The sequence below is a fragment of the Gordonia sp. NPDC062954 genome (assembly GCF_044543825.1).
Classification (GTDB): domain Bacteria; phylum Actinomycetota; class Actinomycetes; order Mycobacteriales; family Mycobacteriaceae; genus Gordonia; species Gordonia tangerina.
Genome location: NZ_JBITWL010000012.1, coordinates 84742 through 107503 on the forward strand (window position 1 = coordinate 84742; position 22762 = coordinate 107503).

The window sequence follows — 22762 nt, forward strand, 5'->3', positions numbered from 1 at the left end:
ACGATCCACTCCCCACGACAGCCCACCGCCGGGGACGATTTACGCTGGTCGGGTGACTTCAGCTGATTCTGCCCGCACCGCATCGACGGCCCCGGAGGCGAATGTGCCCGGCCACCGGTACACCGCGGAGCTCGCCGGTGAGATCGAAGCCCGGTGGCAGCGCACTTGGGCGGACCAGCACGCCTACGAGGCACCCAACCCGGTGGGGCCGCTGGCCGGTGACCTCAGCACCGTCGGCGGCGCCGCACCCGACGCCCCGGACAAGATGTTCATCCAGGACATGTTCCCGTACCCGTCGGGCGCCGGCCTGCACGTCGGGCACCCGCTGGGTTTCATCGCCAGCGACGTCTTCGCTCGCTATCAGCGGATGACGGGCAAGAACGTGCTGCACACGATGGGCTTCGACTCGTTCGGGTTGCCCGCCGAGCAGTACGCGGTGCAGACCGGTACCCACCCGCGCACCACGACCGAGGCCAACATCGAGCGGTACCTGGGTCAGATTCGTCGCCTGGGACTCGGCCACGACGAACGGCGCCGGGTGGCCACCACCGATGTCGACTTCTACCGCTGGACGCAGTGGATCTTCCTGCAGATCTACAACGCCTGGTACGACGTCGACCAGAGCAAGGCGCGGCGCATCGACGAACTGATCGCCGAGTTCGATTCCGGTGCCCGCGCGGTGGGTGACGGCCGCGAGTGGGCGACATTGTCGGCCGCCGAGCGGACCGAGGTCATCGACTCCTATCGGCTCGTCTACCAGAGTGACTCGCTGGTCAACTGGTGCCCGGGGCTGGGTACGGTGCTGGCCAACGAAGAGGTCACTGCCGACGGGCGTAGCGACCGCGGCAACTATCCGGTCTTCCGTAAGCACCTGCGGCAGTGGATGATGCGGATCACCGCGTATTCCGACCGACTGCTCGACGACCTGGAACTGCTGGACTGGCCGGACAAGGTCAAGACCATGCAGCGCAACTGGATCGGACGCTCGCGCGGTGCCCAGGTCCGGTTCGCGAGCGGACCGCACGCCATCGAGGTGTTTACCACCCGTCCCGACACCCTGTTCGGCGCCACCTACATGGTGCTCGCGCCGGAGCATCCGCTCGTCGACGCGCTGACCGCCGAGGGGTGGCCCGCCGATACCGACGAGCGCTGGACCGGCGACGCTGCCGATCCGGCTGCGGCGATCAAGGGCTACCGCGCCGCGATCGCGGCCAAGTCGGATCTGGAGCGTCAGGAGAACAAGGAGAAGACCGGTGTGTTCACCGGTTCCTTTGCCACGAATCCGGTGAACGGGCAGCAGATCCCGGTGTTCATCGCCGACTACGTGCTCATGGGCTACGGGACCGGCGCCATCATGGCCGTGCCGGGCCACGACGCGCGTGACCACGAGTTCGCGTCTGCTTTCGGGCTGCCGATCCGTGAGGTCATCGGTTCCGAGCAGGGCGTGGAGTCAGAGGCCTACACCGGCGACGGGCCGCTGGTGAACTCCGACTACCTGAACGGGCTGTCGGTGGAGGATGCCAAGGCGGCCATCGTCGAGCGTTTGGAGGCCGAGGGCGCCGGTACCGGGAAGATCCAGTACAAGTTGCGCGATTGGCTGTTTGCCCGCCAGCGCTACTGGGGCGAACCGTTCCCCATCGTCTACGACGCCGACGGCGTGGCCCATCCGTTGCCGGAATCGATGCTGCCGGTGGAGCTCCCGGAGGTCGACGACTACGCGCCGGTCTCCTTCGATCCCGAGGACGCCGACAGCGAGCCGTCGCCGCCGTTGGCCAAGGCCACCGACTGGATGACCGTCGAACTCGATCTCGGCGACGGTTTGCAGACCTACACCCGTGACGCCAACGTGATGCCGCAGTGGGCCGGCAGCTCCTGGTATCAGCTGCGCTACATCGACCCGACCAATGAAGAGACGCTGTGCGCCAAGGAGAATGAGGCCTACTGGATGGGCCCGCGCCCACAGCTGCACGGGCCCGACGATCCGGGCGGGCTCGACCTCTACATCGGCGGCGTCGAACATGCCGTGCTGCACCTGCTGTATTCGCGGTTCTGGCACAAGGTGTTGTTCGACCTCGGCTTCGTCACCAGTCGGGAGCCGTACCGGAAGCTGTTCAACCAGGGCATGATCCAGGCCTTCGCTTATACCGACTCGCGTGGACTCTACGTTCCCGCCGAGGAGGTGGAGGAACGCGACGGCGCCTTCTTCTACAACGGCGAGAAGGTCAACCAGGAATACGGAAAGATGGGCAAGTCGCTCAAGAATTCCGTTGCACCCGACGACATCTGCCGCGACTACGGTGCCGACACACTGCGCGTGTACGAGATGTTCATGGGTCCGCTGGATCAGTCACGTCCGTGGGCGACCAAGGACGTCGTCGGATCGCAGCGCTTCCTGCAACGCATCTGGCGCCTGGTGGTCGACGAGGAAACAGGTGGACTGCGCTGCAATGACGCCGAACCCGACGACGACACGATCCGGTTGCTGCACAAGACGATCGCCGGTGTGCGCGAGGATTACGCCGAACTGCGCAACAACACCGCGGTCGCGAAGCTGACGGTGCTGACCAACCATCTGACCAAGAACTTCGAGAAGACCGGCGCGCCACGTGCGGTGGTGGAGCCGCTGGTGATCATGTTGGCGCCGCTGGCTCCGCACCTCGCCGAGGAACTCTGGCATCGGCTCGGCCACGACGGGTTGCTGGCGCGGGGTCCGTTCCCCGATCCAGATCCTCAGTGGTTGGTCGAGGACACCATCGAGATCCCCATTCAGGTGAAGGGCAAGGTGCGCAGCCGCATCACCGTTGCCGCCGACGCCGACGAGGCGACCGTGCGGGCCGCCGCCCTGGCCGATGAGAAGATCGCCCCGCTGCTCGACGGCGAGCCCCGCAAGGTGATCGTGGTGCCCGGCCGGATGGTCAACGTCGTCCCGTAGCGCGGGGCCGTGTGGCGCGCGCCTGTCCAACCGCGCACCCATCGCGCTCGCGCGCACGTCGCGACATGCGCGCGAGCATGACGGGTGCGCGGATAAATTCGATGCTCAGGCGGCGAGAGGCTGAGGCGGGTGAGCCAGTCCCGGATCAGTCCGACGACTCGCCCCTGCTCGAGGTCTTTCCAGGTCCAGCGGATCACCATGATCCCCATCTTCCGCAGCTTGTCCTCCCGCTCCTTCTCTCGCTTCATCGCGTCGAAGGGGGTCTCGCCGGGCTTGAGGTGTTTCCGGTACTTCACGTCTCCGTCGAACTCCCCGACGAGGAGTCCGCCCCAGTCGTAGTCGGTTCGCGCGACCAGCTTTCCATTCGCGTCACGGAACTCATGCTGCAGGCGCGGGATCGGCAGTCCGGCTTCGATCACCTGCGCGCGTCCCCATGACTCGCCGGGTTCCCCGATGCCCCGTCGGCGTGATGCAGTGCCCGTCGTGCCAGGGCGATACCGGGACGTCGCCGCCGCAGCATCGTCGACATCATCGTGCGGTCGGCGCCCAGGCGAAGCGCGGCATCGAATACGGCGAGCGCACCGGCGAAACCCATGGACGTGGTGCACGCAATGTCGACGGCGGTGCGTTCGAGTGAGGTGACCCGGATGCCGTCGACGAGTACGACCTCTGTTGGTTTGAGTTCGCCGACATGTGCGTGCCGTGTCACGCTGCGGTGACCGCCCGACTTCGAACCGGTCGTGACGTGGACGCGGCGCAGGTTCGGCTTCAGCATGGGCAGATCGTGGACGGTGGCCGCGGTCTGTCGGCCGCCGTATTGGGACTGGCGAGGGATTGTCGCCAGCGGTGGTTGCCCGGGGACACCTCGGTCGTCTTATTGGGTGTCTGGCCGCGCAGATCGGGCATCTGATGGCGCTGCGGGGCGGTGCGTGCTACTTCGGGGGCAGCTTGCGCGCGTAGTCGGAGCCGAGGGTGACCCAGCGCTGCAGCTGACGTTCGGTGCGGATGCCCTCGTCGGAGACGCGCAGCCATCCGCGTGCCTCGCGGCCGGACATGACCATGGGCTCGGTGTGGTCGAACTCCAGCAGACCCTGGGTCTGCTCGGGCGGGACGCGCACCATGATGCCGCCCTGGCCGCTGGCGGCCAGGGCCATGTTGCCGTTGATCAGGAAAGCGAGGCCACCGAACATCGACCGCTCGTCGACCCCGCATTCGGTCGAGAGCATCCCGCGGATGCGATAAGCAAGATCGAGGTCGTATGCCACGCGTAAGAGCCTAAGTCCTCAATGAGGGTTGCAAAAGAACCGCGCGGGGTTGGAAATGAACTTACTCCCCAGTAAGATGTGCGCATGGCGATCAACCTGGAGCTCCCGAAGAAGTTCGATTCGACGGTCGAGCGCACCCATCTGGCGGCGGAGCACATCTTCCGTCCGATCTCCCGCAGGTACGACAAGGCCGAACACGAGTACCCGGCCGAGCTCGATGATCTGGGCAAACTCGCCAAACAGTCGCGGGCGCAGGAGCGGGAATCCGACGGGGAGGCGACGTCAGCAGAGGCCGATGGCCCGTCGGCGAACGGCCCCAACATGCGCGCCCTGATCTCCGCTCGCGAGATGAGCTGGGGCGACGTCGGCCTGCTGCTGTCGATCCCGGGCCAGGGACTCGGCAACGCCGCGATCGCCGCGGTCGCCACCGAGGAACAGCTCGAGAAGTTCTCCGGGGTGTGGGCCGCGATGGCCATCACCGAACCCAGCTTCGGTTCGGATTCGGCCGCGGTGTCGACGACGGCCACCCGCGACGGCGACGACTACCTGATCAACGGCGAGAAGATCTTCGTGACCGCCGGTTCCCGCGCCGACCACGTGGTGGTGTGGGCGACGATCGACAAAAGCGCCGGCCGTGCCGCCATCAAAAGCTTCGTCGTCCCGGTGACCACCGATGGGGTGACCGTCGCCCGCCTCGAGCACAAGCTCGGCATCAAGTCGTCGGACACCGCCGTGATCCGCTTCGAGAATGCCCGCGTGCCCGCCGAGAACCTGCTCGGATCGCCTGAGGTGGACACCAAGAAGGCGTTCGGCGGGGTGATGCAGACCTTCGACAACACGCGTCCCGTCGTCGCCGCGATGGCGATCGGTCTGGGACGTGCCGCGCTCGAAGAACTGCGACGCATGCTGGAGGAAGCGGGCCGCGAGATCGACTACGACGCACCGGCAGCCTCCCAGCATGCATCGGTGTGCGAGTTCATCCGCCTCGAATCCGACTGGGAGGCGTCGTGGTTGCACACGCTGCGGGCAGCGTGGATGGCCGACAACAAAGAACCGAACTCGGCTGAGGCGTCGATGTCGAAGGCCAAGGCCGGTCGCACCGTCACCGACATTACCAACAAGGCGGTGGAAGTCGGTGCCACCGCCGGCTTCTCGGAGACCATGCTGCTGGAGAAGTGGGCACGTGACTCGAAGATCCTCGACATCTTCGAAGGCACCCAGCAGATCCAGCAGTTGATCATTGCGCGGCGGGTGTTGGGGAAATCGAGCGCGGATCTGAAGTAGATCAGTCGCCCTGGACCTCATACCGCAACAGCACGATTCCGCCCGGAAAAGTGCGGTTCTCCACCAGCCGCAGCGAAATCCAGGACGGCAGCGACGGGAAGAACGGGAGTCCGCCGCCGACAGCGGTGGGAGCAACCACCAGGCGGAACTCGTCGACCAGCCCGGCCCGGATGATCGGCGCGGCCAGAGTCGCGCCGGCCACCTCCATTTGGCCGTCGGTCTCGGCCTTCAACTTCGTCACCACCTCGACCGGGTCGCCGCGTTCGAGGCGGGAATTCCAATCGACCGACTCCAGGGTGTTCGAGAAGACGACCTTGGGCATGTCACGCCACACCTGGGCGAAGTCGGTGGTGATCGGGCCGGCGTCCGGGTCCTGGTCGGCGGTCGGCCAGTACGCGGACATCAGTTCGTAGAGCCGCCGCCCGTACAGCGACAGGGCGGTCTCCCGCTCGAAGTCATTCCAGTACTGATGCAGTTCATCGCTGGGTTCGGACCAGTCGATGCTGCCTTGTGCGTCGGCGATGTAGCCGTCCGCCGAAACGGTGAAGCCATAGATGAGTGTGCCCATGAAAGTAAGACTGCACCGGATCGCAGAACTCATCGGGGCTTCAGCCGAACCGCTGCGCCAACCACCCCCCGATCTCCGCCGCCGCCAGGCTCGCCCCGGTCGGCGCGCCCTTCCGTATGGGTCCACCGAAGTGGGTTCCCTCGACGCGGACGTGGGTGACATCATCCGCGCCGAAGGCGTTCACCATCTCCACCGCATCCTCGGGGAAGCAGGCCTGATCGCCGGTCAGTTCGACGAACAGGGTCGGTACCCGCACCTCGGGTGCGCAGCGGAGAAAACCTGCGTTGCTGGACAGGCCCGACCACGTCGAGAGCCACGCCTCGGGTGTGGCGAGTCGGCCGAAGCCGACGAGTCCGTAGTCGGTGAGGTCGGGGCGACGGCCGAACAGCGACCCGTACGGGCGGTCGTTCGGATTCAGCGAGAGGTCGACGAAACGGAGGTCTGCGTCGGTGCGGTAGACGGTCATCACCCGCGGCGCCAACGCCGCTCGACGATCGGCCGGGTCGCCGGAGACCGTGAAGTGCGCACGTGCGCGGCCGGATTCGGCGACGAAATCGCGAGCGACGGCGTCGATGCGCGCCACCCGGTCTCGCTGCGCGGTGCGGTAGCGTTCGATGAACTCCGCGGAGTAGGAGGACGATTCGGGTGGTTCGGTGAACCCGTTGGCCGGGTCGAACGGGTTGAGTGACGGGTCCACACTCAGCGGATCGCTCTCATCGCTCACCGACGGGTCGATGAGCCTCAGCAGCAGCTGTCCCTGGCCAGGATGCGGGGCCAGGAAGATCGCGCCGTCGGGAACGGGCATGTCGGCGCCGGCGAGGTCGATCGGACGTCCGGCCGGCGTGGCCGCCAGACGATCATCCGTGGCGAGTCCCGCCTGTTCGTGATAGAACGCGAACAACGCGCCACCGCCCGAATGTCCCAGCGTGAGAACCGAGCCGAAGTCATTGTCGCGCAGAAAGACCTGACCTGCCGCAACATCGAGCAGGGCCTGCTCATGGACGAGGTTGAGGTCGTTGTTCACCGACCGCGTGCCCTGCGTCCACACCGCGAAGCCGCGCGCGAGCAGTTCGGGCACCAGCACGTGATGGGTGAGGTCCTGGCGGGGATGCATCAGCGCGATCACCGTCGACGCGCCGGGAACCGTGCGCAGCACCCCCGTGACCTTCGCGCCGTCGGCCGTCGACAGCTCGTGCACCGACGTCGTCGTGTTCGTGGGCTGCTCGGCGGACTCGATGTAGCGGCCCGCGCCGATCCCACTCGTGGCCGGCGGTGTCGAGACGATCATCGGCCGGACACCACGCTCGGTTCGACCCGCAGGGCGTCCTTGTCCCACTGGGTGATCCGCGAATCGAGGAGACCGGCGACGCTGCTGTACCAGACCGCATGCCGACATCCGGTCGCACGACGGTCCACGACGATGGCGTCATCGGCGGTGATGCGGAAATACGGTCCGAGGTGCTCGACGGTCACGGCCGGGTCTTCGCCGGCCACCGCGGCAACGGGCTTGTTCTCAGGTACGTCCAGAATGAACAGGGTGGTCATCGAACCGACACCGCCTCGCGCTCGGTTTGCTCCTCTTGCCAGGTCGCTGCGCGTTCGACGATCTTCTCCGCCTTGCGCGCCAGCAGCGCGGCCATGCTCGGATTCGGTTGCGATACCACGTCGATCAGGGCGTCGATGGTGAGATTGGCGTCGAGGTCCTCCTGCGGGGTCACCGGCCGCATCGCCCGGGTGACCTCGATCATGTAGCCGTTCGGGTCGTGGGTGTAGATCGATTCGATGGTCTCGTGTTGGATCTGCATCTCCACCGGCCACTCGCTGCCGTCGAGGCGGCGGCGATATTCCAGCAGGTCCTCCTCGCTGTCGACGTGAATCGCCAGATGCCGCGACCGGATGAACCAGATCGGCACGTCCTCGGCGAACCGAGAGTACGAATCACCCTGCGGTCCACCGTCGAACGGTTCGAGACCGAAGTAGTAGAAGAACGCGAGTCGGTCGTCGTTGCCGATGTCGAAGAAGAAGTGGATGAAGTCGGGGTGTTTGTCCGGTCCCCAACCGGCGGCACAGATCGAGTGGACCACCGGGAAGCCCAGGACGTCACGGTAGAACCGCACCGTCGCGGCCGGATCGAAGGTCGGGTAGGCGACGTGGTCGACGCCACGCACCTTATGGACGAGTTCGCTCATCATTACTCCTTGGGTTGAGCGGGAATGGTTCAGGCGGGTACGGACGCCAGGTCGGCGCGCAGCAGACTGCCGGCTCCGTCGATCGAGGCGGACAGGCCCAGGCCGCGCAGAATGCTGTAGGCACCGGCGGTGGCCGCCGACAGCACCGGGATGCCGAACTCGCGTTCCGCATCGTCGATCAGGGGGAGCGACGGCATCTGCACACAGCACGACAGCACCAGTGCGTCGACGTCGGTGAGGTCGAGCGAGCGGGCCGCGTCCATCACCCGGTCGCCGGGAATGCAGCCGACCTCGGCGTTGTCGGCGACCTCCAGGGCCCGCCAGTCGACGACGGTGAAGTCCTCGGCCTCCAGATAGGCGACAACCTTCTCGGCGAGTGGCCGCATGTACGGCGTGACGATCGCGATCCGCTTCGCATCCATTGCCCGCAGCGCCTCCACCAGGGCGCCGGCGCTGGAGCGGATGATCGCGTCGGAGCCGCCGGTGGCGAGTTGTTCGGCGACGGCACCTTCGACGCGTTGATGCTCGCCGGGTCCGCCGACCATGAGTGCCACGAGGCACGCGTAGAGGATCGCGTCGGGCGACGCGTCGGCGATCTCCATGACGCAGCGTTCGCGCTGCGCATTCATCGCCGCGAGTTCTTCGGCCGACACCTGATGCATCCGCATCCGGGTCGAGTGGAAGGAGAACGCGGATACCGGATGGCGGTTCAGCAGCGCCGGCATCTCGGTCTCCACGGTGACGTTCGAACTCGGCACCACGAGGCCGATGCGATGGACACCCATGTGTCTGTGGTCCTTTCGATTTCGGCCGACGAACGGGCCGCTCGACGCCACGTTGACGCCAACGACAATTATTCGACGCAAACGAAAATTCGTCAAGGGTGCGCCACAACCGGTCCTGAACTGGGCAAACAGCCGCGACACGGGCACAATCGGGTGACCGTACTCACATCCAAGCCTTGACAGTGAGTCGTCGGCGTCGAATACTCAACGCCAACGTCAATCCAGCTGACAAAGGAGTACCTGGCCATGGCATACGTGATCGGAGTGGACGTCGGTGGGACGTTCACCGATGCCGTTCTCGACGACGGGAACGGCCTGGTGGTCGCCGGTAAGGCGCCCTCGACACCACCCGACTATTCCGAAGGCGTGATGGATGTCCTCGCGGTGCTCGCCGAGCAACTCGGCCGACCGCTCGACGACATGCTCGCCGATACCCATCACATCGCGCACGGCACCACGTCGTCGCTGAACGCGTTGGTGATGAACAAGGTCCCCGACGTCGGGTTCCTCACCACCAAAGGTCACCGCGACTCGATCTACATCATGAACGTGGAGGGCCGCTACCTCGGTCGGTCGCCCGAGCAGTTGCAGAACGTGATGGCGCAGAGCAAGTCCCACGGACTGGTGGACAAACGCCATGCGCTGGAGGTGACCGAGCGGGTGGACCGCGACGGTCGGGTCATCGTGAACCTCGACGAGGACGAGGTCCGTGCGGCGGTGCGCACGTTGCTCGACCAGGGCATCAGCGCCATCGCGGTGTCGCTGCTGTGGTCGTTCCGCAATCCCACCCATGAGCAGCGCATCCGGGACATCGTGCACGAGATCGACCCGACGGTGTTCGTCTCACTGTCCAGCGAGGTCAGTCCACGCATCCGGGAGTTCGCGCGCAACGCGACCACCATCATGAGCACCCAGATCGGGCCGGGCCTGCGCGACTACCTCGGCGAACTCGAGGGTCGACTCCGCGAACACCAGCTGGCCGGTCCGCTGCTGGTGATGCAGAGCAACGGTGGTGCGGTGGCCGCGTCGGAGGCGCCGGGCAACGCGATCTCGACTGTGGGTTCGGTGCTCACCGGTGGTGTCGTCGGCTCGGTGTCGCTCGGCCGCCAACTCGGCCACGACAACATCATCGCGACCGACGCCGGGGGCACCACGTTCCTCGTCGGCCTGGTCGTCGATGGCGAGCCGGTGCGGTCGTCGACGACGATCATCAACCACCATCCGATCAACGTGCCCACGCTCGAAGTCCACGCGATCGGCGCGGGTGGCGGAGCGATCGCCTGGCTGGATGCCGGTGGCAACCTGCAAATCGGTCCGCACAGTGCGCAGGCCGTTCCCGGCCCCGCCTGCTACGGCCAGGGCGGCACCGAGCCGACCAACACCGACGCCAACCTGGTGCTGGGTATCCTGCCCGAACGCGGCTTGCTCGGCGGGCGTAAGGCGCTCGACATCACCAAGGCACGCGAGGCCATCCGGACCCGCATCGCGGAACCACTCGGCCTGTCTGTCGAGGACGCTGCCGCCGCCATCTACGCGGTGCAGAACGCCCAGACCGGCGACCTGCTGCGCAAGACCGTCGTCGAAGCCGGCCACGACCCCCGCAATTTCATCGTCTACGCCTTCGGCGGTTCAGGGCCTGCGCACTGCGGGCTGTACGCGCAGGAGATCGGGGCATCGCGGGTCGTCGTCCCGCTCGGTCAGGTCGCCTCGGCGTTCTCCGCCTACGGCCTGGCATCGTCGGATATCGTTCTTGCCAAGGAACTCTCGGACCCAGCCGCGATGCCGCTGGACCCCGCCCGGGTGGAGCAGAACTTCAAGGTACTCGAGGAGCAGGTTCGTGACCAGCTCGACCGGCAGGGCCTGCACTTCGCGTCTATCGTGATGGAGCGCGAGATCGACATGCGCTACACCATGCAGCTGGCCGAGGTCGCCACGCCGCTGCCCGACGGGTCGCTCACCTCCACCGAGATCGCCGATGCAGCTGAGGCATTCGAGAAGAAGTATGCGGACCTGTACGGCAAGGACAGCGGGTTCCGCGAAGCCGGTATCCAGGCCATCACCTACCGCGTCCGCGGCACCGGCGTCCTGCCGTTTTCTCCTGAACTGCCAGAACTCGCCGTCGCCGACTCCGCCGACCCGAGCGACGCGCACGTCGGGATGCGCAAGGTGTGCCTCGACGGCCGCCGCGGATTCGTCGACACCGACATCTACGACTACGCGCGCCTGCGCGCCGGTCACGTCATCGCCGGGCCCGCCGTCATCGAGGTGCCGACCACGACGGTGGTGATCCCGCACGACACCACCGGCGAGATCGACCGCCTCGGCAACCTCACCATCACCGTCGACCAGGCATAAGCCACCAGCCACAGGAGTTCTGTATTCATGACCGCACCCATTCCCGGCTCGGAGATCTTCTCCAGCCGCCCGACAGACCTCGACGCGCTGGCCCGCTCACTGCCGCCATCGCTGCCCGTCCACACCGTCACCCAGGAACAGATCGACGCCGTCGATCCCCTCACCTACGAGGTGATCCGGCACCGCCTGTGGTCGGTGACCGACGAGATGGGCGAGGCCCTCAAGCGGATGTCCGGATCGCCGATTGTTACCGACGCCAACGACTTCGACTTCGCCGTCAGCGACGAGATCGGCCAGGAAGTCCAGGTGGGCCTCTACAACACGATGCTCGTCGGCGCCGTCGACCTCGCCATCTACTGGACGCTGCAGAACCGGTCGACCAACCCCGGCATCACCGAGGGCGACATGTTCCTCTGCAACGACCCGTGGGTCGGCGGCGGACTGCACCAGAGCGACGTCATCGTCTACCAGCCGGTGTTCTACGACGGCCAGCTGTTCGGCTGGACCAGCGCCATCTGCCACGAACCCGACCTCGGCGGGTCCGGACTCGGCTCCTTCGACCCGGCCGCCAAAGATGTCTTCTCCGAATCGCTTCCGACGCCACCGATCAAGGTGGTGCGTGACTTCGAGTTACAGCGCGACGTCGCCGACGTCTGGGTCCGGCGGTCGCGGGTGCCGATGCTCGTCGGTCTCGACCTGCGCGCCAAGATCGGTGCCAACAGTGTGGGTCGCGACCGTCTGCTCGCCGTCATCGAACAGTACGGTGCGGACACGGTGAAGGCCGTGATGAAACGGATGATGGCCGACGCCGAGAGTCGGCTGCGCGCCAAGCTGACCGACCTGCCCGACGGTACCTGGCACGCCACCGGATACCAGGATCAGGCGCAGACCGGTGACCGCGAGGTCCACAAGATCACCGTCGCGATGACCAAAGAAGCCGATCACCTGTCGTTCGACTTCACCGGTACCGACCCGCAGACCGGCGTCATCAACTGCACCTACGCCGGTATGCGGGGCGGGGTGATGCTGGCGCTGCTGCCGATCCTCGCCGGGGACATCCCCTGGTCGGCAGGCGGATTGATGCGCTGTTTCGACCTGATCGCGGAGGAGGGGACGATCAACAACGCCACCTTCCCGGCCGCGGTGAGTCGCGGACCGATCGGCCCGGCCTTGCTGACCGGCAACCTGATCGCCGAATGTCTGGCGCAGATGCTGGACCGCCATCTCGAACTCGGGAAGAACGTGCAGGCGTCGTGCTGCGGCACCTGGGACACCGCCGTCGTCGCCGGTCTCGACGAACGTGGCGAGCAGCCGGTGCCGTTCCTCAACATCATGATGGAACCGATGGCCGGTGGCTACGGGGCCCGGCCGGTCGCCGACGGGATGGACACCGGCGGCCTGTTCTGCATCCCGATGGGCCGCATCCCCGACACCGAGATGACCGAGTTCCTCTACCCGCTGCTGACCCTGTGGCGCCGTGAAGAACCCGACTCCGGCGGGCCCGGACGGCATCGTGGCGGTGTATCGGCGTCGTTGGCGGTCACCCCGTATGGAACGAGTCTGCCGATGGGACTGGTGTTCGCGTCTGCCGGGAAGGCAGTCGCGCAGAACTCCGGGCTGGCCGGCGGTCTGCCCGGCAACACCGGGCTGGAGATCCTCGCCCGCGCATCCGGGGTGCAGGAGCTGTTGGCGCAGGGCACGATTCCGGCAACACTGGACGATCTGTCCGGCGACAAGGAACTCGGCCCCTGTTACGCCGAAAGCTACCTGGCGCCCGGCGAGGTGCTGTACATGCACTGGCAGGGCGGTGGTGGCTACGGCGATCCACTGCGTCGCGAGCCCGACGCGGTTGCCGACGATGTCCGCAACGGCAAGGTCACCGCGACTGGCGCGGCCGACAACTACGGCGTCGTGCTCGCCGGCGGACAGGTCGACGAGGCCGGCACCGAGAAGAAGCGCAACGAGCTGCGCGAGATCCGCCGCGACCGGTCCGATGTCCCGCAGAGCCAGGAGGCGAACCTCGACCTGAGCCGTGCGCGTCGGCTCGACGACAATCTCGTCGAGGTCACCATCGGGGAGTCGCGCGCAGTCGGATGTGCCCACTGTGGACGGCTTCTCGGTGACAGCAAGTCCGGACGCCTCGACCTGGCTCGCTACGACGGTCCGTCGAGCGACGCGGGACCGCAGGTCACCTCCGATCCCGGTGAGTACGTCGACACCGAGGTCGTGTTCCGGCAGCAGTGTTGTCCCGGCTGCTGGACCGCGATCTACTCGGGCATCGTCCCGGTCGACCATCCCGATCGGGTCGCCGAACTCGCCCAGCTGCTCCCCGCGGTGGCGGGCCGATGACGATGACGAAGCCGGCCGGTCGAGCGCGATGGGGCGATCGGCTGGTCGGGTACCCCGCGGACCGCGCCGAGGCATACCGGAGGGCGGGGGAGTGGACGGATCGGCCACTGGCACATCGCCTGCAGGACAGTGTCGACAGATATGCCGACCGGCCTGCCGTGACCACCGATGCCGGCACGATCACCTACCGCGAACTCGGGCGGCGTACCGATCAGATCGCCGCTGGGCTGCTCGACCTCGGATTGTCTCCGGGGGAGCCAATCATCTTCCAGGCGACCAATCGGCTGGAAACGGTGCTCACCTGGTACGGCTGCATCAAAGCGGGACTGGTGCCGGTGGCCACCCTCGCCGCGCACCGCGGACACGAGATCGGTCACATCTCCCGCGCCGTCGGCGCCGTGGGTCACGTCGTGGAGGCGGGCCTGTCGTTCGACCTCGTCGACTTCGCTCGCCTGCAGGCACAAGGACATCCGACTCTGCGGACGATGCTCACCATCGGTGCACCCGCAGGTGAGGGGACCCCGGTGGAGACGCTAGGCGCTGACATCGCACCCGACGACGCCCGCGCACGGGTCGCGGCGGTGCAAGCCGAGATCGATCCGCTCGACGTCGTCGCGTTCCAGCTCTCCGGCGGTACCACCGGCGTGCCCAAGGTGATCCCGCGGCGCCACGTCGAATACTGGGACAATGCGCGGCTCTACGCACGCCGCCTCGGCTGGACCGAGGACACCCGGGTCGCACACCTGATCCCGATCATCCACAACGCCGGGATCAGCTGCGGGCTGCACGCCGCACATTCCGTCGGTGCCTGTCTGATTCTGGCGACCGCCGATGTCACCCAGGCATTTTCGTTGATGGCGCGAGCACGGGCCACCGACGTCCTCATCGGCCACGGCCACTATCAGGCCGTCGCGAGTCCGGCGTTCGACGAGGTCCGACCAGTGCTGCGCACCGTCATCCTGTCCGGCGCCAAGGTGAGCTCCGAGCTGTTCGAGCGCGTCGACGACGGCGAGAAACGATGGGCGGGGCAACTGTTCGGGATGTCGGAAGGTCTGTTCACCGTCTCCCCGCACGAGTCGCCGGCGTCGGCGAGGATGACCACGGTCGGCACACCGATCGCGGACACCGACGAGATCCGCATCCTCGAACCCGGCACCGAGACCGAGGTGGCAGACGGCGAGGTCGGCGAGCTGACCTGCCGCGGGCCGTACACCATCCCGGGCTACTACGATGCACCCGAACACAATCGGATGGCCTTCACCTCCGACGGCTTCTATCGGACCGGAGATCTGGCGTCCATCGTCGTCATCGACGGCGTCCGGTATGTCTCGATCGACGGGCGCATCAAGGACCTGATCAACCGCGGTGGCGAGAAGATCAACGCCGAAGAGGTCGAACAGCTGCTGGTGACACACCCGAACGTGGCGAACGCGGCGGTCGTGGCCATGCCCGATCCACGTCTGGGCGAGCGCACCTGCGCATATCTCGTGACGGTGGACGGTGCAGTCCTGTCGATGTCCGAGATGCGCGAGCATCTCCAGGCGCGCGGCGTGGCCAAGTTCAAATGGCCCGAACGTCTCGAGTTCGTGCGTGCGTTTCCCCAGACGAATGTGGGCAAGATCGACAAGAAGCGGCTCCGCGCCGACATTGTCGCCAGGCTTGCCGAAACTCCAGATCAGTGAGGAAAGACCGATGAATCTCAGGCGCATCGCCGTGCTCGGCGGCGGGCCGGGCGGCCTGTACGCGGCACGGCTGCTCAAGCGCAGCCACCCCGACGCCGACGTCACCGTCTACGAACAGGGCTCGCCGGACACCACATTCGGGTTCGGCGTAGGGCTGGCGTCGCGAACCCAACGCAATCTGCGGGAGGCCGATCCGGCGTCACTCGACGCCATCGTCGACGTGTCGCATCCGCACGAGATGTCGATGCAGGTCGGCGATGATGTGGCACGGCTGTCCCACGGTGAACTGCTCGCCATCGCACGGACGACCCTGCTCGAGGTACTGCAGAGGCATGCTGCCGACGTCGGTGTGCGGCTGGAGTTCGGGCAGCGCCGCTCCGTGGGTGAGATCGACGCCGACCTCATCATCGCCGCCGATGGAGTGAACAGTGCCACCCGTGCCGACCTCGCTACCGAGTTCCGACCGCACATCACCACCGGTGACGGCCTCTATCTCTGGTGCGGAACCGATTTCGCCCTCCCGAGTGCGATCTTCACCCCGGTGACCACCGAACACGGCACCTTCGTCGCCCACGCCTATCCGTATGCCGCCGACCGCAGCACCTTCCTGATCGAGACCGACGAGAACACCTGGTGCAACGCCGGTTTCGATGTGTCGACGGCAGAAACGGCGGCCGCCGACAGCGACGAGACGTCGCTGACCTATCTGCGCCACGCGTTCGCCGACACCCTCGGCGGCCATCGACTGATCGGCAACCGCACCCGCTGGATGCGCTTTCGCACCGTGACATGCGAACGGTGGCACACCGGCAACGTCGTACTGCTCGGCGACGCCGCGCACACCGCCCACTATTCGATCGGCTCGGGTACCAAGCTGGCGATGGAGGACGCCATCGCGCTCGACCGCGCCGTGGGAGACGCATCGAACCTCGAGGACGCGCTGACGGCGTATGAGGCCGCCCGTCGGCCGGGCGTCGAGTATCTGCAGTCGATCGCCGCTCGCAGCGAGCTGTGGTGGGAGTCGTTCCCGAGCCGCACCGACATCCCCGTCGAGCAGTTGATGATCGCCTACATGACCCGCGCCGGGAAGGTCGGGCTGGATCGGTTCGTGTCGTCGGCGCCCGACGTCGCCACCCGCGGTCTTGCGGACTACGCCGGGGTGGACCCGGCGCGCGTCCCCGCCGAGCGACTGGCCGACTGGGTGTTGGCGCGGCCGCTGGCCAGGCACGGGTTGACCTTTCCGCGGCGGACCGCTCCGCAGTCGCTGCGGGATGAACCCGGCACCGAGGTGATCACCGTGGACCTCGGTGCCGCGTGGGGGGCCGGCGCCGACGACATCGTCGCGCGATCGGCGGGTGCATCCGTGCTGTGGCTGACCGGCAGTGCTGACCGCAGTGCGGTGCTGACCCGCCTCGATCTCGGTGAACGGTTGCGGCGCGAGACCGCTGCGGTGGTGGTCGTCGAGGCGCCGACCGACGCCCAGGACGACTTGGTGGCCGGGCTGGTGAGTCTGCGTGCCGATCTGGTGTGCATCGCCGATGCCGCCAGGCGGGGCTGCGTGTCCGAGGTTGTGCACACCGCCGCGGTCTGACGGCACTATTCTTCGCCTATGACCAGCTCGACGCCGAAGGCGACCACCGACGACTCGGTGGCGACCGCCGCCAAGGGCGGCCGAAGCAACTCCCGGCGCGAGCTGGTCGAGCGCGAGATCATGGAGCAGGCCACGCGGCTGTTCGCCGAGAAGGGTCTGGCCAGCACCACGCTGCAGGACATCGCCGAAGCGACCGGGCTGACCCGGCCGGCGCTGTATCACTACGTCGCGAACAAGGACGAACTGTTCTCCCGGCTGGTCAGTGAGATCGCCGAGGAGCCGGCGGTGTTGCTGCACGAGATCAACCAGCGCGACGATCTCGACCCGGTCGCCAAGGTGCACGAGATGGCGATGTCGATCGCGTTGCACCAGACCCAGACGCTCGATCGGTTCCGAGTGCTGATCCGGTCCGAGGCCGAGCTGCCCGCCGGGGTGGCCGACACCTATCGGCAGAGCCGTCGGCGGGTGCTCAAGGAGTTGGTCGCCGCCATGGAGGAGGGGATCGACGCGGGGCAGTTCCGGCCGGCCGATCCGCGGGTGTCGGCGCTCGGCATCGTCGGCATGCTCAACTGGATCGCGTGGTGGCATCATCCGGGCGACGCCGAGGCCGACCGCACCATCGCACGGCAGCTGGCTGACATGGCCGTCCACTCCGTGCTCGACCCCGTTGCGGGCGACACCGAGCCGGGAGCGGAACGGGTGATCGCGCAGATGCGGCAGGGGTTGGACTATCTCGAGAGGTCGGTGCGGGCCGAGGGTTAGGGCGAGTCGGCGAGCAGTTTGTCCAGCGTTTCGAACGCAGCGTGCCATCCGGACGCGGCGTACCCGTACTGCTCGGGCGTGAGGTTTCCGCCGGTTTGGCTGAACCGAAGTTCGGTACCGCTGTCGATGGCTACGAAGTCGGCGGTGAGGACTTCGCGATCGTCACCAGATTCGTCGGTCATGGTCAGGACAAGCCTGTGGGGCCGCTGTACCTCGAGATACGCACCGTGCCAGTGGAGGTCGGGCATCTCCTCGCCGAGGATCATGGTGGCCATCCAAGTGCCGCCGGGGCGCGCGTCGATCGAGACGGAGTCGACGGGCACCTCGTTGGCGCTGCCGCCAAACCACGTCGAGAAGAGTGTCGGAGTCGTCCACGCGTCGAACACGGCATCTGGAGTGGCGTCGAAGGTATGGGTCAGTTTTGCGCCGGTCGCGTCGGTCATCGTGAACCTCGTCTCCTCGCGATGCCTGTGGACATCGGCGATATCAGCGCGGACGGGTTCGTCCGCCGTGACTACAGACGTCGAGAGTGGCCAGAATTCATCGCTCATCCCGGCAAGAGCCGACTCGCCACCATGGACTGGCTGCTCACGCCTCTCGGCGATTCTCAGTACCGCTCGATGCCAGGCGGATTCCAGGTGTGATCGAGCACCGGTGCCTGTGGTGCAGCAGCTGTGGCTGTCGAGTTGGTGGCCCGCGAGGTCCGTGCGCGACGCATCGACACCCTCCAGTCGATCCGCGACATCTCCGCCATGTGCTGCGGCTCCTGTTGCTGGGACGTCTGCCCGACGTCGACTGATGCACTTCGGTGGTGACCGAAGAATGCCTGCCGATCCGGGATCTGGCCGAACGATGGGTGGCCCACCAGCCCGCAGTGCTACCGTCACGAACTAGAACACGTTCTACTTCGACGACGAAAGGCCGGCCATGACGGTGGAACAGGGGACCCTGAGCGAGCAGATCAACGCGACGGTGGACGCGTACGTGGAGCTGTTGAACAACGGCACGGCCGAGCAGATCGCCGATCTCTACGCGCCCGACGCCACCGTCGAGGACCCGATCGGCGCTGAACTACGCACCACCCGCGAGGAGCTGATCGAGTTCTACTCCGTCATCACCGGGATGGACGAGCGCACCGCGACACTGAAATGGAAGAAGATCGCCGGGGACACTGGGGTCTTCGAGTTCACCCTGGTCACCGGCACCGCCGGGATGAAGTTCGAGATCACCCCGATCGACATCATGGTGTTCAACGCCGACGGCAAGGTGTCGTCGATGCGAGCGGTGTGGGAGCAGTCCGACCTCAAGCAGCTGTAGCGGTCAGCGCCGGCCGGTCGGGCGCAGCACGATCTCTTCTGGATGGGCGTCGGCCGACGTGGTGACCGCATGCACCACCGCCGACGCGACGGTGGAGGTGGTCAAAAACCGCTTCGGATCGTAATCATCGCCTTCATTGGCGACGATGTCGCGCTGCATGTCGGTGTCGATCCGGCCGGGGAAGATCGAGGTCACGCGCAGCGTGGGTTCCTCGGCGCGCAACGCGTCGGCGAGCGCACGCAGGCCGAACTTGCTCGCCGCGTACGGCGCCCAGCGGGGATTGGCGCGGCGGCCGGCGCCGGAGTTGATGAACACCACATGCCCGCCCGCTGCGCGCAGTGCGGGCAGCAGCAGCCGTGTCAGCTCGGCAGCGGCCACCAGGTTCACTTCGAGTACCTGATGCCATTCCTCGACCGGGGTGTCGGCGACGGTCTCCAGGCTGCTGCCGACGCCCGCGTTATGGACGAGTACGTCGAGCGACGAGATGGCCTCGACGGCGGCCTCCACCTCCTCGTAGTCGGTCAATTCGACGGGGAAGGTGCTCGCCCCGTCGAGCGAGGCGGCGAGCTGGTCGAGTTCGGGTGAGGGGCGACCGCCGAGCAGCAGATCGTGGGTCGGTGCGAGCTGTCGGGCGATCTCGGCGCCGAGGCCACGGCTGGCCCCGGTGATCAATGCGGTCGACACGGCATCGACGTTACCCCGGCGCGCATCTGTGACCTCCTCGCTGCGCGACGACCGTCGACCCGGTGCAGAATCGACGGGTGGCCCGGTATGGATTCACCCCGACTCAGTTGTCAGCCCGCGCCGCGTACCTGCTACGCGGCAACGATCTGGGCACGATGACGAGCGCCGCGCCCAAGCTGTACCCACATATGTGGAGCTGGGACGCCGCTTTCGTCACCGTCGGACTTGCGCCGTTATCGGTGGAGCGGGCGGTGATCGAGATGGACACCTTGCTGTCGGCGCAGTGGGACAACGGCATGATCCCGCACATCGTGTTCGCCAACGGCCGCGACGGGTACTTCCCCGGTCCGGCGCGCTGGGAATGTGCGCGCCTTGCGCCGGCGGCCCCCGACGCGCCGGACACCTCCGGCATCACCCAGCCGCCGGTGCATGCGATCGCCGTGCAACGCATCCTCGACCACTCGCGCCGCCACGGGCGCACCACACGGTCGGTGGCCAACGAGTTCATCGACCGTCGCTGGGCGTCGCTGGTGCGGTGGCATCGCTGGCTCGCCCATGCACGCGACCCGCACGGCAACGGCCGCGTCACCCTGTTCCACGGCTGGGAATCGGGGATGGACAACTCGCCGCGCTGGGACCGGCCGTATGCCAACGTGGTGCCCGGGGTGGATCTGCCCGCCTACGTGCGTGCCGATCTCGACCACGTCGGTGACTTGTCGATGCGGCCGTCGGACCTCGAATACGACCGCTACCTCTGGCTGGTCGAGCAGATGAAGCGCTCCAACTACGACGACGACCTGCTGCCGAAGGTGATGAGTTTCGCCGTCGAGGACGTCTTCGTCAGCGCCATCTTCTCGGTCGCCTGCGATGTGCTGGCCACAATCGGCGAGGACTACTCCAAACCGCGCTCCGATGTTCGCGACCTACGCGCGTGGGCCGACCGATTCCGCGCGGGTGTGGTGGCGTCGGCCAACGAACGCAATGGCGCCGCCCGCGATTACGACCTGCGCACCGACCAGTGGATCAACACCGAGACCCTCGCGGTGTTCGCGCCGCTGATCTGTGGCGGGCTCTCGCGTGAACGCGAGCGCGCCCTGCTGCGGCTGTTCGACGGCCCGCGGTTCTGTGGCCATCCTGATCTGCGGTACGCGGTGCCTCCGTCGACGTCGCCGATCTCGATGGACTTCCGGTCGCGCGAATACTGGCGCGGGCCGGTATGGCCGGTGATGACGTGGCTGTTCAGTTGGGCGTTCGCCCGTCGCGGCTGGACCGAACGATCGGCCCGGCTGCGGGAGGAAGGCTTGCGGCAGGCCACCGACGGCGCGTTCGCCGAGTACTACGAACCGTTCACCGGCGAGCCGCTGGGCAGCATGCAGCAGAGCTGGACGGCGGCCGCGGTGCTGGACTGGTTGGACTGAGCTGGGCGGTCACGCTCACACTTGTCTCGCTGCTCCTGGGTGACCCGTCTCGCTGATTGTGGGTGACTTCGTTCGCTGATTGTGGGTGACCTCGTTCGCTGGTCGTGGGCAACCTCGCTCGCTGAATGTGGGCAATTTCGCTCGCTGATTTTGGGTGACCTCGTTCGCTGGTCGTGGGCAACCTCGCTCGCTGAATGTGGGCAATTTCGCTCGCTGATTGTGGGTGACCTCGTTCGCTGATTGTGGGTGACCTCGCTCGCTGATCGAGTAGGTGACGAGCGCAGCGAGGAGCCGTATCGAGATCAGGTGACGTCCGACGATGGTCGAGCATTCATGTGACGCAAGTGGTCTCGATACGCCGCCTCGCCTAGCGGCTCGGTGGCTACTCGACCAGCGGAGGGTGGTGTGGCTGGTTGTCTGGCGGAGGGTCGCCGGGCTGGTGGTCCGGCGGAGGGTGGCTGGTGGGCTCGGCGCGCCATTGGCTGGGCGACTGCCCGAACCGTTTGCGAAACCAGCGACTGAAGTTGCCGGGCGAGGCGAAGCCGAGTGATTCGCTGATGTCGATCATCGATTGCCGGCGGCCGGCGACCATGTGCTGGGCCAACTCCGCGCGGGTGTCATCGAGAACCGCGGAGAACGAGGTGCCGTCGTCGTCGAGCCGACGGTGGACCGTCCGCCGGTCGACGCCGAGGCTGCGGGCCACCTGCTCGACCGAGCACCGTCCGGTGGGCAGCAGTAGTTCGACGAGTTCGCGTACCCGATGCTCGGTGGTCGGCGCGCCGGGAGTGTCGATATCGCCGAGCAGCTCCTGGGTGTATTGGCGCAGCGTCGGGTCCGCCATTGCATTTGCGGTGTCGAGATCCTTTGTGTAGAGCGATATCCCATCGAAGTCGGCGTCGAAGCGGACCTGAGGGCCGAACAACGAGTGGCACACCCGCGGGTCACGCGGCGGCGGGTGCGTGAAGGAGACGCTCAACGGACGCCACCCCGGCGAGATGAACCCTTGGATCAACAGATGCAGCACGCCCACAGCGAGATCGCTGGACTGCCGGAAATCACCGGGGTAACCCAGGTCCAGCGCGACGCGCACGGTCGCGATGCCCGATTGCTCGGTCAGCCGGATGCGCAACGCCTCGTTGTACATGTGTTGATGACGGATCAGTAGCAGCAGCGCGCTGCGCACGTCGGGCTCTTCGCGCAGCACCAGACTCAACGGTCCCAGATGCGACAACCTTCGGAACTGCGCCAAGGCGAGACCGAGATCGTCGCGGTCGGCTGCGGCTGCGGCACGTTCAAGCACCTCGACGGCCGCCTCGGCCGGGATCCACCGATCCTGCAGGCCGATGCTGGCCGGATCCAGGCCGACGTCACGCATGAGGCGTGCGGGGTCGAGCCCCAGCGAGTGCCCCAGCTCGACGAAGTTGTTGAGCGCCGCGTAGCGCGCCAGAGGTTTCACACCCCGAGTATGTCCCCAAATGAACAGTGGTGAGTCCCGTACAGAAAAGAAATGCGTCTCGCCAGTCCATAACGTGGTCTGCATCACAAACCGAATCGGCGCGGCAGATCATCACATGCTCGCCG

Annotated in this window: 20 protein-coding genes; 10 read left to right on the forward strand and 10 right to left on the reverse strand. The window is 66.7% G+C overall.

Annotation, left to right across the window (positions count from 1 at the left end; translation table 11 throughout):
- The first annotated feature begins 52 nt into the window (after window positions 1-52).
- Window positions 53-2932 (forward strand): leucine--tRNA ligase, encoded by a 2880-nt coding sequence (gene leuS, locus ACIGKQ_RS13525; RefSeq protein ID WP_396574022.1) that lies wholly within the window; start codon window positions 53-55, stop codon window positions 2930-2932.
- Window positions 2933-3347: 415 nt separating this feature from the next.
- On the opposite strand, the gene ACIGKQ_RS13530 is transcribed toward leuS, so the two are convergent.
- Window positions 3348-3707: a hypothetical protein gene (locus tag ACIGKQ_RS13530; protein ID WP_396574024.1), complete on the reverse strand. Its 360-nt coding sequence runs from the start codon at window positions 3705-3707 to the stop codon at window positions 3348-3350.
- Between the two features lie 157 nt (window positions 3708-3864).
- Window positions 3865-4197, reverse strand: a complete 333-nt coding sequence (locus tag ACIGKQ_RS13535) for a TfoX/Sxy family protein (RefSeq protein ID WP_235721448.1) — start codon at window positions 4195-4197, stop codon at window positions 3865-3867.
- A gap of 84 nt (window positions 4198-4281) precedes the next feature.
- Between ACIGKQ_RS13535 and ACIGKQ_RS13540 the strand changes: the two genes are divergently transcribed.
- Window positions 4282-5481: an acyl-CoA dehydrogenase family protein gene (locus tag ACIGKQ_RS13540; protein WP_266061848.1), complete on the forward strand. Its 1200-nt coding sequence runs from the start codon at window positions 4282-4284 to the stop codon at window positions 5479-5481.
- Between the two features lies 1 nt (window position 5482).
- Here the strand turns inward: ACIGKQ_RS13540 and ACIGKQ_RS13545 are convergent, their stop codons facing one another.
- The 5 genes from ACIGKQ_RS13545 to ACIGKQ_RS13565 are packed head-to-tail and all read right to left on the reverse strand — an operon-like array spanning window position 5483 to window position 9023.
- Complete coding sequence (locus ACIGKQ_RS13545) at window positions 5483-6049, reverse strand: dihydrofolate reductase family protein (protein WP_266061847.1); 567 nt, start codon at window positions 6047-6049, stop codon at window positions 5483-5485.
- Window positions 6050-6089: 40 nt separating this feature from the next.
- On the reverse strand, window positions 6090-7337 hold the full coding sequence (locus ACIGKQ_RS13550; RefSeq protein WP_396574027.1) for an alpha/beta hydrolase: 1248 nt from the start codon (window positions 7335-7337) through the stop codon (window positions 6090-6092).
- Complete coding sequence (locus tag ACIGKQ_RS13555; RefSeq protein ID WP_287014973.1) at window positions 7334-7594, reverse strand: hypothetical protein; 261 nt, start codon at window positions 7592-7594, stop codon at window positions 7334-7336. Before ACIGKQ_RS13555 ends, ACIGKQ_RS13550 begins: the two co-directional genes overlap by 4 nt.
- Window positions 7591-8238 carry a VOC family protein gene (locus ACIGKQ_RS13560; protein ID WP_287014972.1) on the reverse strand — a complete coding sequence of 216 codons (648 nt, stop codon included), beginning with the start codon at window positions 8236-8238 and terminating at the stop codon, window positions 7591-7593. The genes ACIGKQ_RS13555 and ACIGKQ_RS13560 overlap by 4 nt, the downstream gene beginning before the upstream one ends.
- Window positions 8239-8267: 29 nt before the next feature.
- Complete coding sequence (locus tag ACIGKQ_RS13565; RefSeq protein ID WP_287014971.1) at window positions 8268-9023, reverse strand: maleate cis-trans isomerase; 756 nt, start codon at window positions 9021-9023, stop codon at window positions 8268-8270.
- Between the two features lie 246 nt (window positions 9024-9269).
- Between ACIGKQ_RS13565 and ACIGKQ_RS13570 the strand changes: the two genes are divergently transcribed.
- From ACIGKQ_RS13570 to ACIGKQ_RS13590, 5 genes are read left to right on the forward strand one after another with little or no spacing between them, the layout of a single operon-like run.
- The gene (locus ACIGKQ_RS13570) at window positions 9270-11378 is read left to right on the forward strand and encodes a hydantoinase/oxoprolinase family protein (protein ID WP_396574029.1); all 2109 of its coding nucleotides are present in this window, start codon (window positions 9270-9272) and stop codon (window positions 11376-11378) included.
- 27 nt (window positions 11379-11405) lie between these two features.
- A complete protein-coding gene (locus ACIGKQ_RS13575) occupies window positions 11406-13727 on the forward strand; it encodes a hydantoinase B/oxoprolinase family protein (protein ID WP_396574030.1) in 2322 nt (773 codons plus the stop codon).
- On the forward strand, window positions 13724-15409 hold the full coding sequence (locus ACIGKQ_RS13580) for a (2,3-dihydroxybenzoyl)adenylate synthase (RefSeq protein WP_396574031.1): 1686 nt from the start codon (window positions 13724-13726) through the stop codon (window positions 15407-15409). Before ACIGKQ_RS13575 ends, ACIGKQ_RS13580 begins: the two co-directional genes overlap by 4 nt.
- A gap of 10 nt (window positions 15410-15419) precedes the next feature.
- Window positions 15420-17000, forward strand: a complete 1581-nt coding sequence (locus ACIGKQ_RS13585) for an FAD-dependent monooxygenase (protein WP_328713873.1) — start codon at window positions 15420-15422, stop codon at window positions 16998-17000.
- A gap of 18 nt (window positions 17001-17018) precedes the next feature.
- The gene (locus ACIGKQ_RS13590) at window positions 17019-17762 is read left to right on the forward strand and encodes a TetR/AcrR family transcriptional regulator (protein ID WP_328713871.1); all 744 of its coding nucleotides are present in this window, start codon (window positions 17019-17021) and stop codon (window positions 17760-17762) included.
- Here ACIGKQ_RS13590 and ACIGKQ_RS13595 read toward each other — a convergent pair.
- Entirely contained in the window at window positions 17759-18205 is a 447-nt protein-coding gene (locus tag ACIGKQ_RS13595; RefSeq protein WP_396574033.1) for an SRPBCC domain-containing protein, read from the reverse strand. The genes ACIGKQ_RS13590 and ACIGKQ_RS13595 overlap by 4 nt on opposite strands.
- Before the next feature lie 21 nt (window positions 18206-18226).
- Here ACIGKQ_RS13595 and ACIGKQ_RS13600 point away from each other — a divergent pair, with 21 nt between their 5' ends.
- Window positions 18227-18406 (forward strand): hypothetical protein, encoded by a 180-nt coding sequence (locus ACIGKQ_RS13600; RefSeq protein WP_235721433.1) that lies wholly within the window; start codon window positions 18227-18229, stop codon window positions 18404-18406.
- Between the two features lie 283 nt (window positions 18407-18689).
- Window positions 18690-19079 (forward strand): nuclear transport factor 2 family protein, encoded by a 390-nt coding sequence (locus tag ACIGKQ_RS13605; RefSeq protein ID WP_235721432.1) that lies wholly within the window; start codon window positions 18690-18692, stop codon window positions 19077-19079.
- Window positions 19080-19082: 3 nt separating this feature from the next.
- On the opposite strand, the gene ACIGKQ_RS13610 is transcribed toward ACIGKQ_RS13605, so the two are convergent.
- Window positions 19083-19763 (reverse strand): SDR family oxidoreductase, encoded by a 681-nt coding sequence (locus ACIGKQ_RS13610; protein ID WP_235721431.1) that lies wholly within the window; start codon window positions 19761-19763, stop codon window positions 19083-19085.
- A gap of 77 nt (window positions 19764-19840) precedes the next feature.
- On the opposite strand from ACIGKQ_RS13610, the gene ACIGKQ_RS13615 reads away from it, so the two are divergent.
- Window positions 19841-21181, forward strand: coding sequence for an MGH1-like glycoside hydrolase domain-containing protein (locus ACIGKQ_RS13615; RefSeq protein WP_235721430.1), 1341 nt, complete (start codon window positions 19841-19843; stop codon window positions 21179-21181).
- A gap of 382 nt (window positions 21182-21563) precedes the next feature.
- Here ACIGKQ_RS13615 and ACIGKQ_RS13620 read toward each other — a convergent pair whose 3' ends face one another.
- On the reverse strand, window positions 21564-22637 hold the full coding sequence (locus ACIGKQ_RS13620; protein WP_396574036.1) for an AraC family transcriptional regulator: 1074 nt from the start codon (window positions 22635-22637) through the stop codon (window positions 21564-21566).
- Window positions 22638-22762 lie beyond the last annotated feature (125 nt).

Coding starts and splice junctions, on each gene's coding strand:
- ACIGKQ_RS13530 (WP_396574024.1), bottom strand. CDS start 3,707: ATGCTGAAGCCGAACCTGCGCCGCGTCCACGTCACGACCGGTTCGAAG.
- ACIGKQ_RS13540 (WP_266061848.1), top strand. CDS start 4,282: ATGGCGATCAACCTGGAGCTCCCGAAGAAGTTCGATTCGACGGTCGAG.
- ACIGKQ_RS13545 (WP_266061847.1), bottom strand. CDS start 6,049: ATGGGCACACTCATCTATGGCTTCACCGTTTCGGCGGACGGCTACATC.
- ACIGKQ_RS13550 (WP_396574027.1), bottom strand. CDS start 7,337: ATGATCGTCTCGACACCGCCGGCCACGAGTGGGATCGGCGCGGGCCGC.
- ACIGKQ_RS13555 (WP_287014973.1), bottom strand. CDS start 7,594: ATGACCACCCTGTTCATTCTGGACGTACCTGAGAACAAGCCCGTTGCC.
- ACIGKQ_RS13560 (WP_287014972.1), bottom strand. CDS start 8,238: ATGAGCGAACTCGTCCATAAGGTGCGTGGCGTCGACCACGTCGCCTAC.
- ACIGKQ_RS13565 (WP_287014971.1), bottom strand. CDS start 9,023: ATGGGTGTCCATCGCATCGGCCTCGTGGTGCCGAGTTCGAACGTCACC.
- ACIGKQ_RS13570 (WP_396574029.1), top strand. CDS start 9,270: ATGGCATACGTGATCGGAGTGGACGTCGGTGGGACGTTCACCGATGCC.
- ACIGKQ_RS13575 (WP_396574030.1), top strand. CDS start 11,406: ATGACCGCACCCATTCCCGGCTCGGAGATCTTCTCCAGCCGCCCGACA.
- ACIGKQ_RS13580 (WP_396574031.1), top strand. CDS start 13,724: ATGACGATGACGAAGCCGGCCGGTCGAGCGCGATGGGGCGATCGGCTG.
- ACIGKQ_RS13585 (WP_328713873.1), top strand. CDS start 15,420: ATGAATCTCAGGCGCATCGCCGTGCTCGGCGGCGGGCCGGGCGGCCTG.
- ACIGKQ_RS13590 (WP_328713871.1), top strand. CDS start 17,019: ATGACCAGCTCGACGCCGAAGGCGACCACCGACGACTCGGTGGCGACC.
- ACIGKQ_RS13595 (WP_396574033.1), bottom strand. CDS start 18,205: ATGACCGACGCGACCGGCGCAAAACTGACCCATACCTTCGACGCCACT.
- ACIGKQ_RS13600 (WP_235721433.1), top strand. CDS start 18,227: ATGCCTGTGGACATCGGCGATATCAGCGCGGACGGGTTCGTCCGCCGT.
- ACIGKQ_RS13605 (WP_235721432.1), top strand. CDS start 18,690: ATGACGGTGGAACAGGGGACCCTGAGCGAGCAGATCAACGCGACGGTG.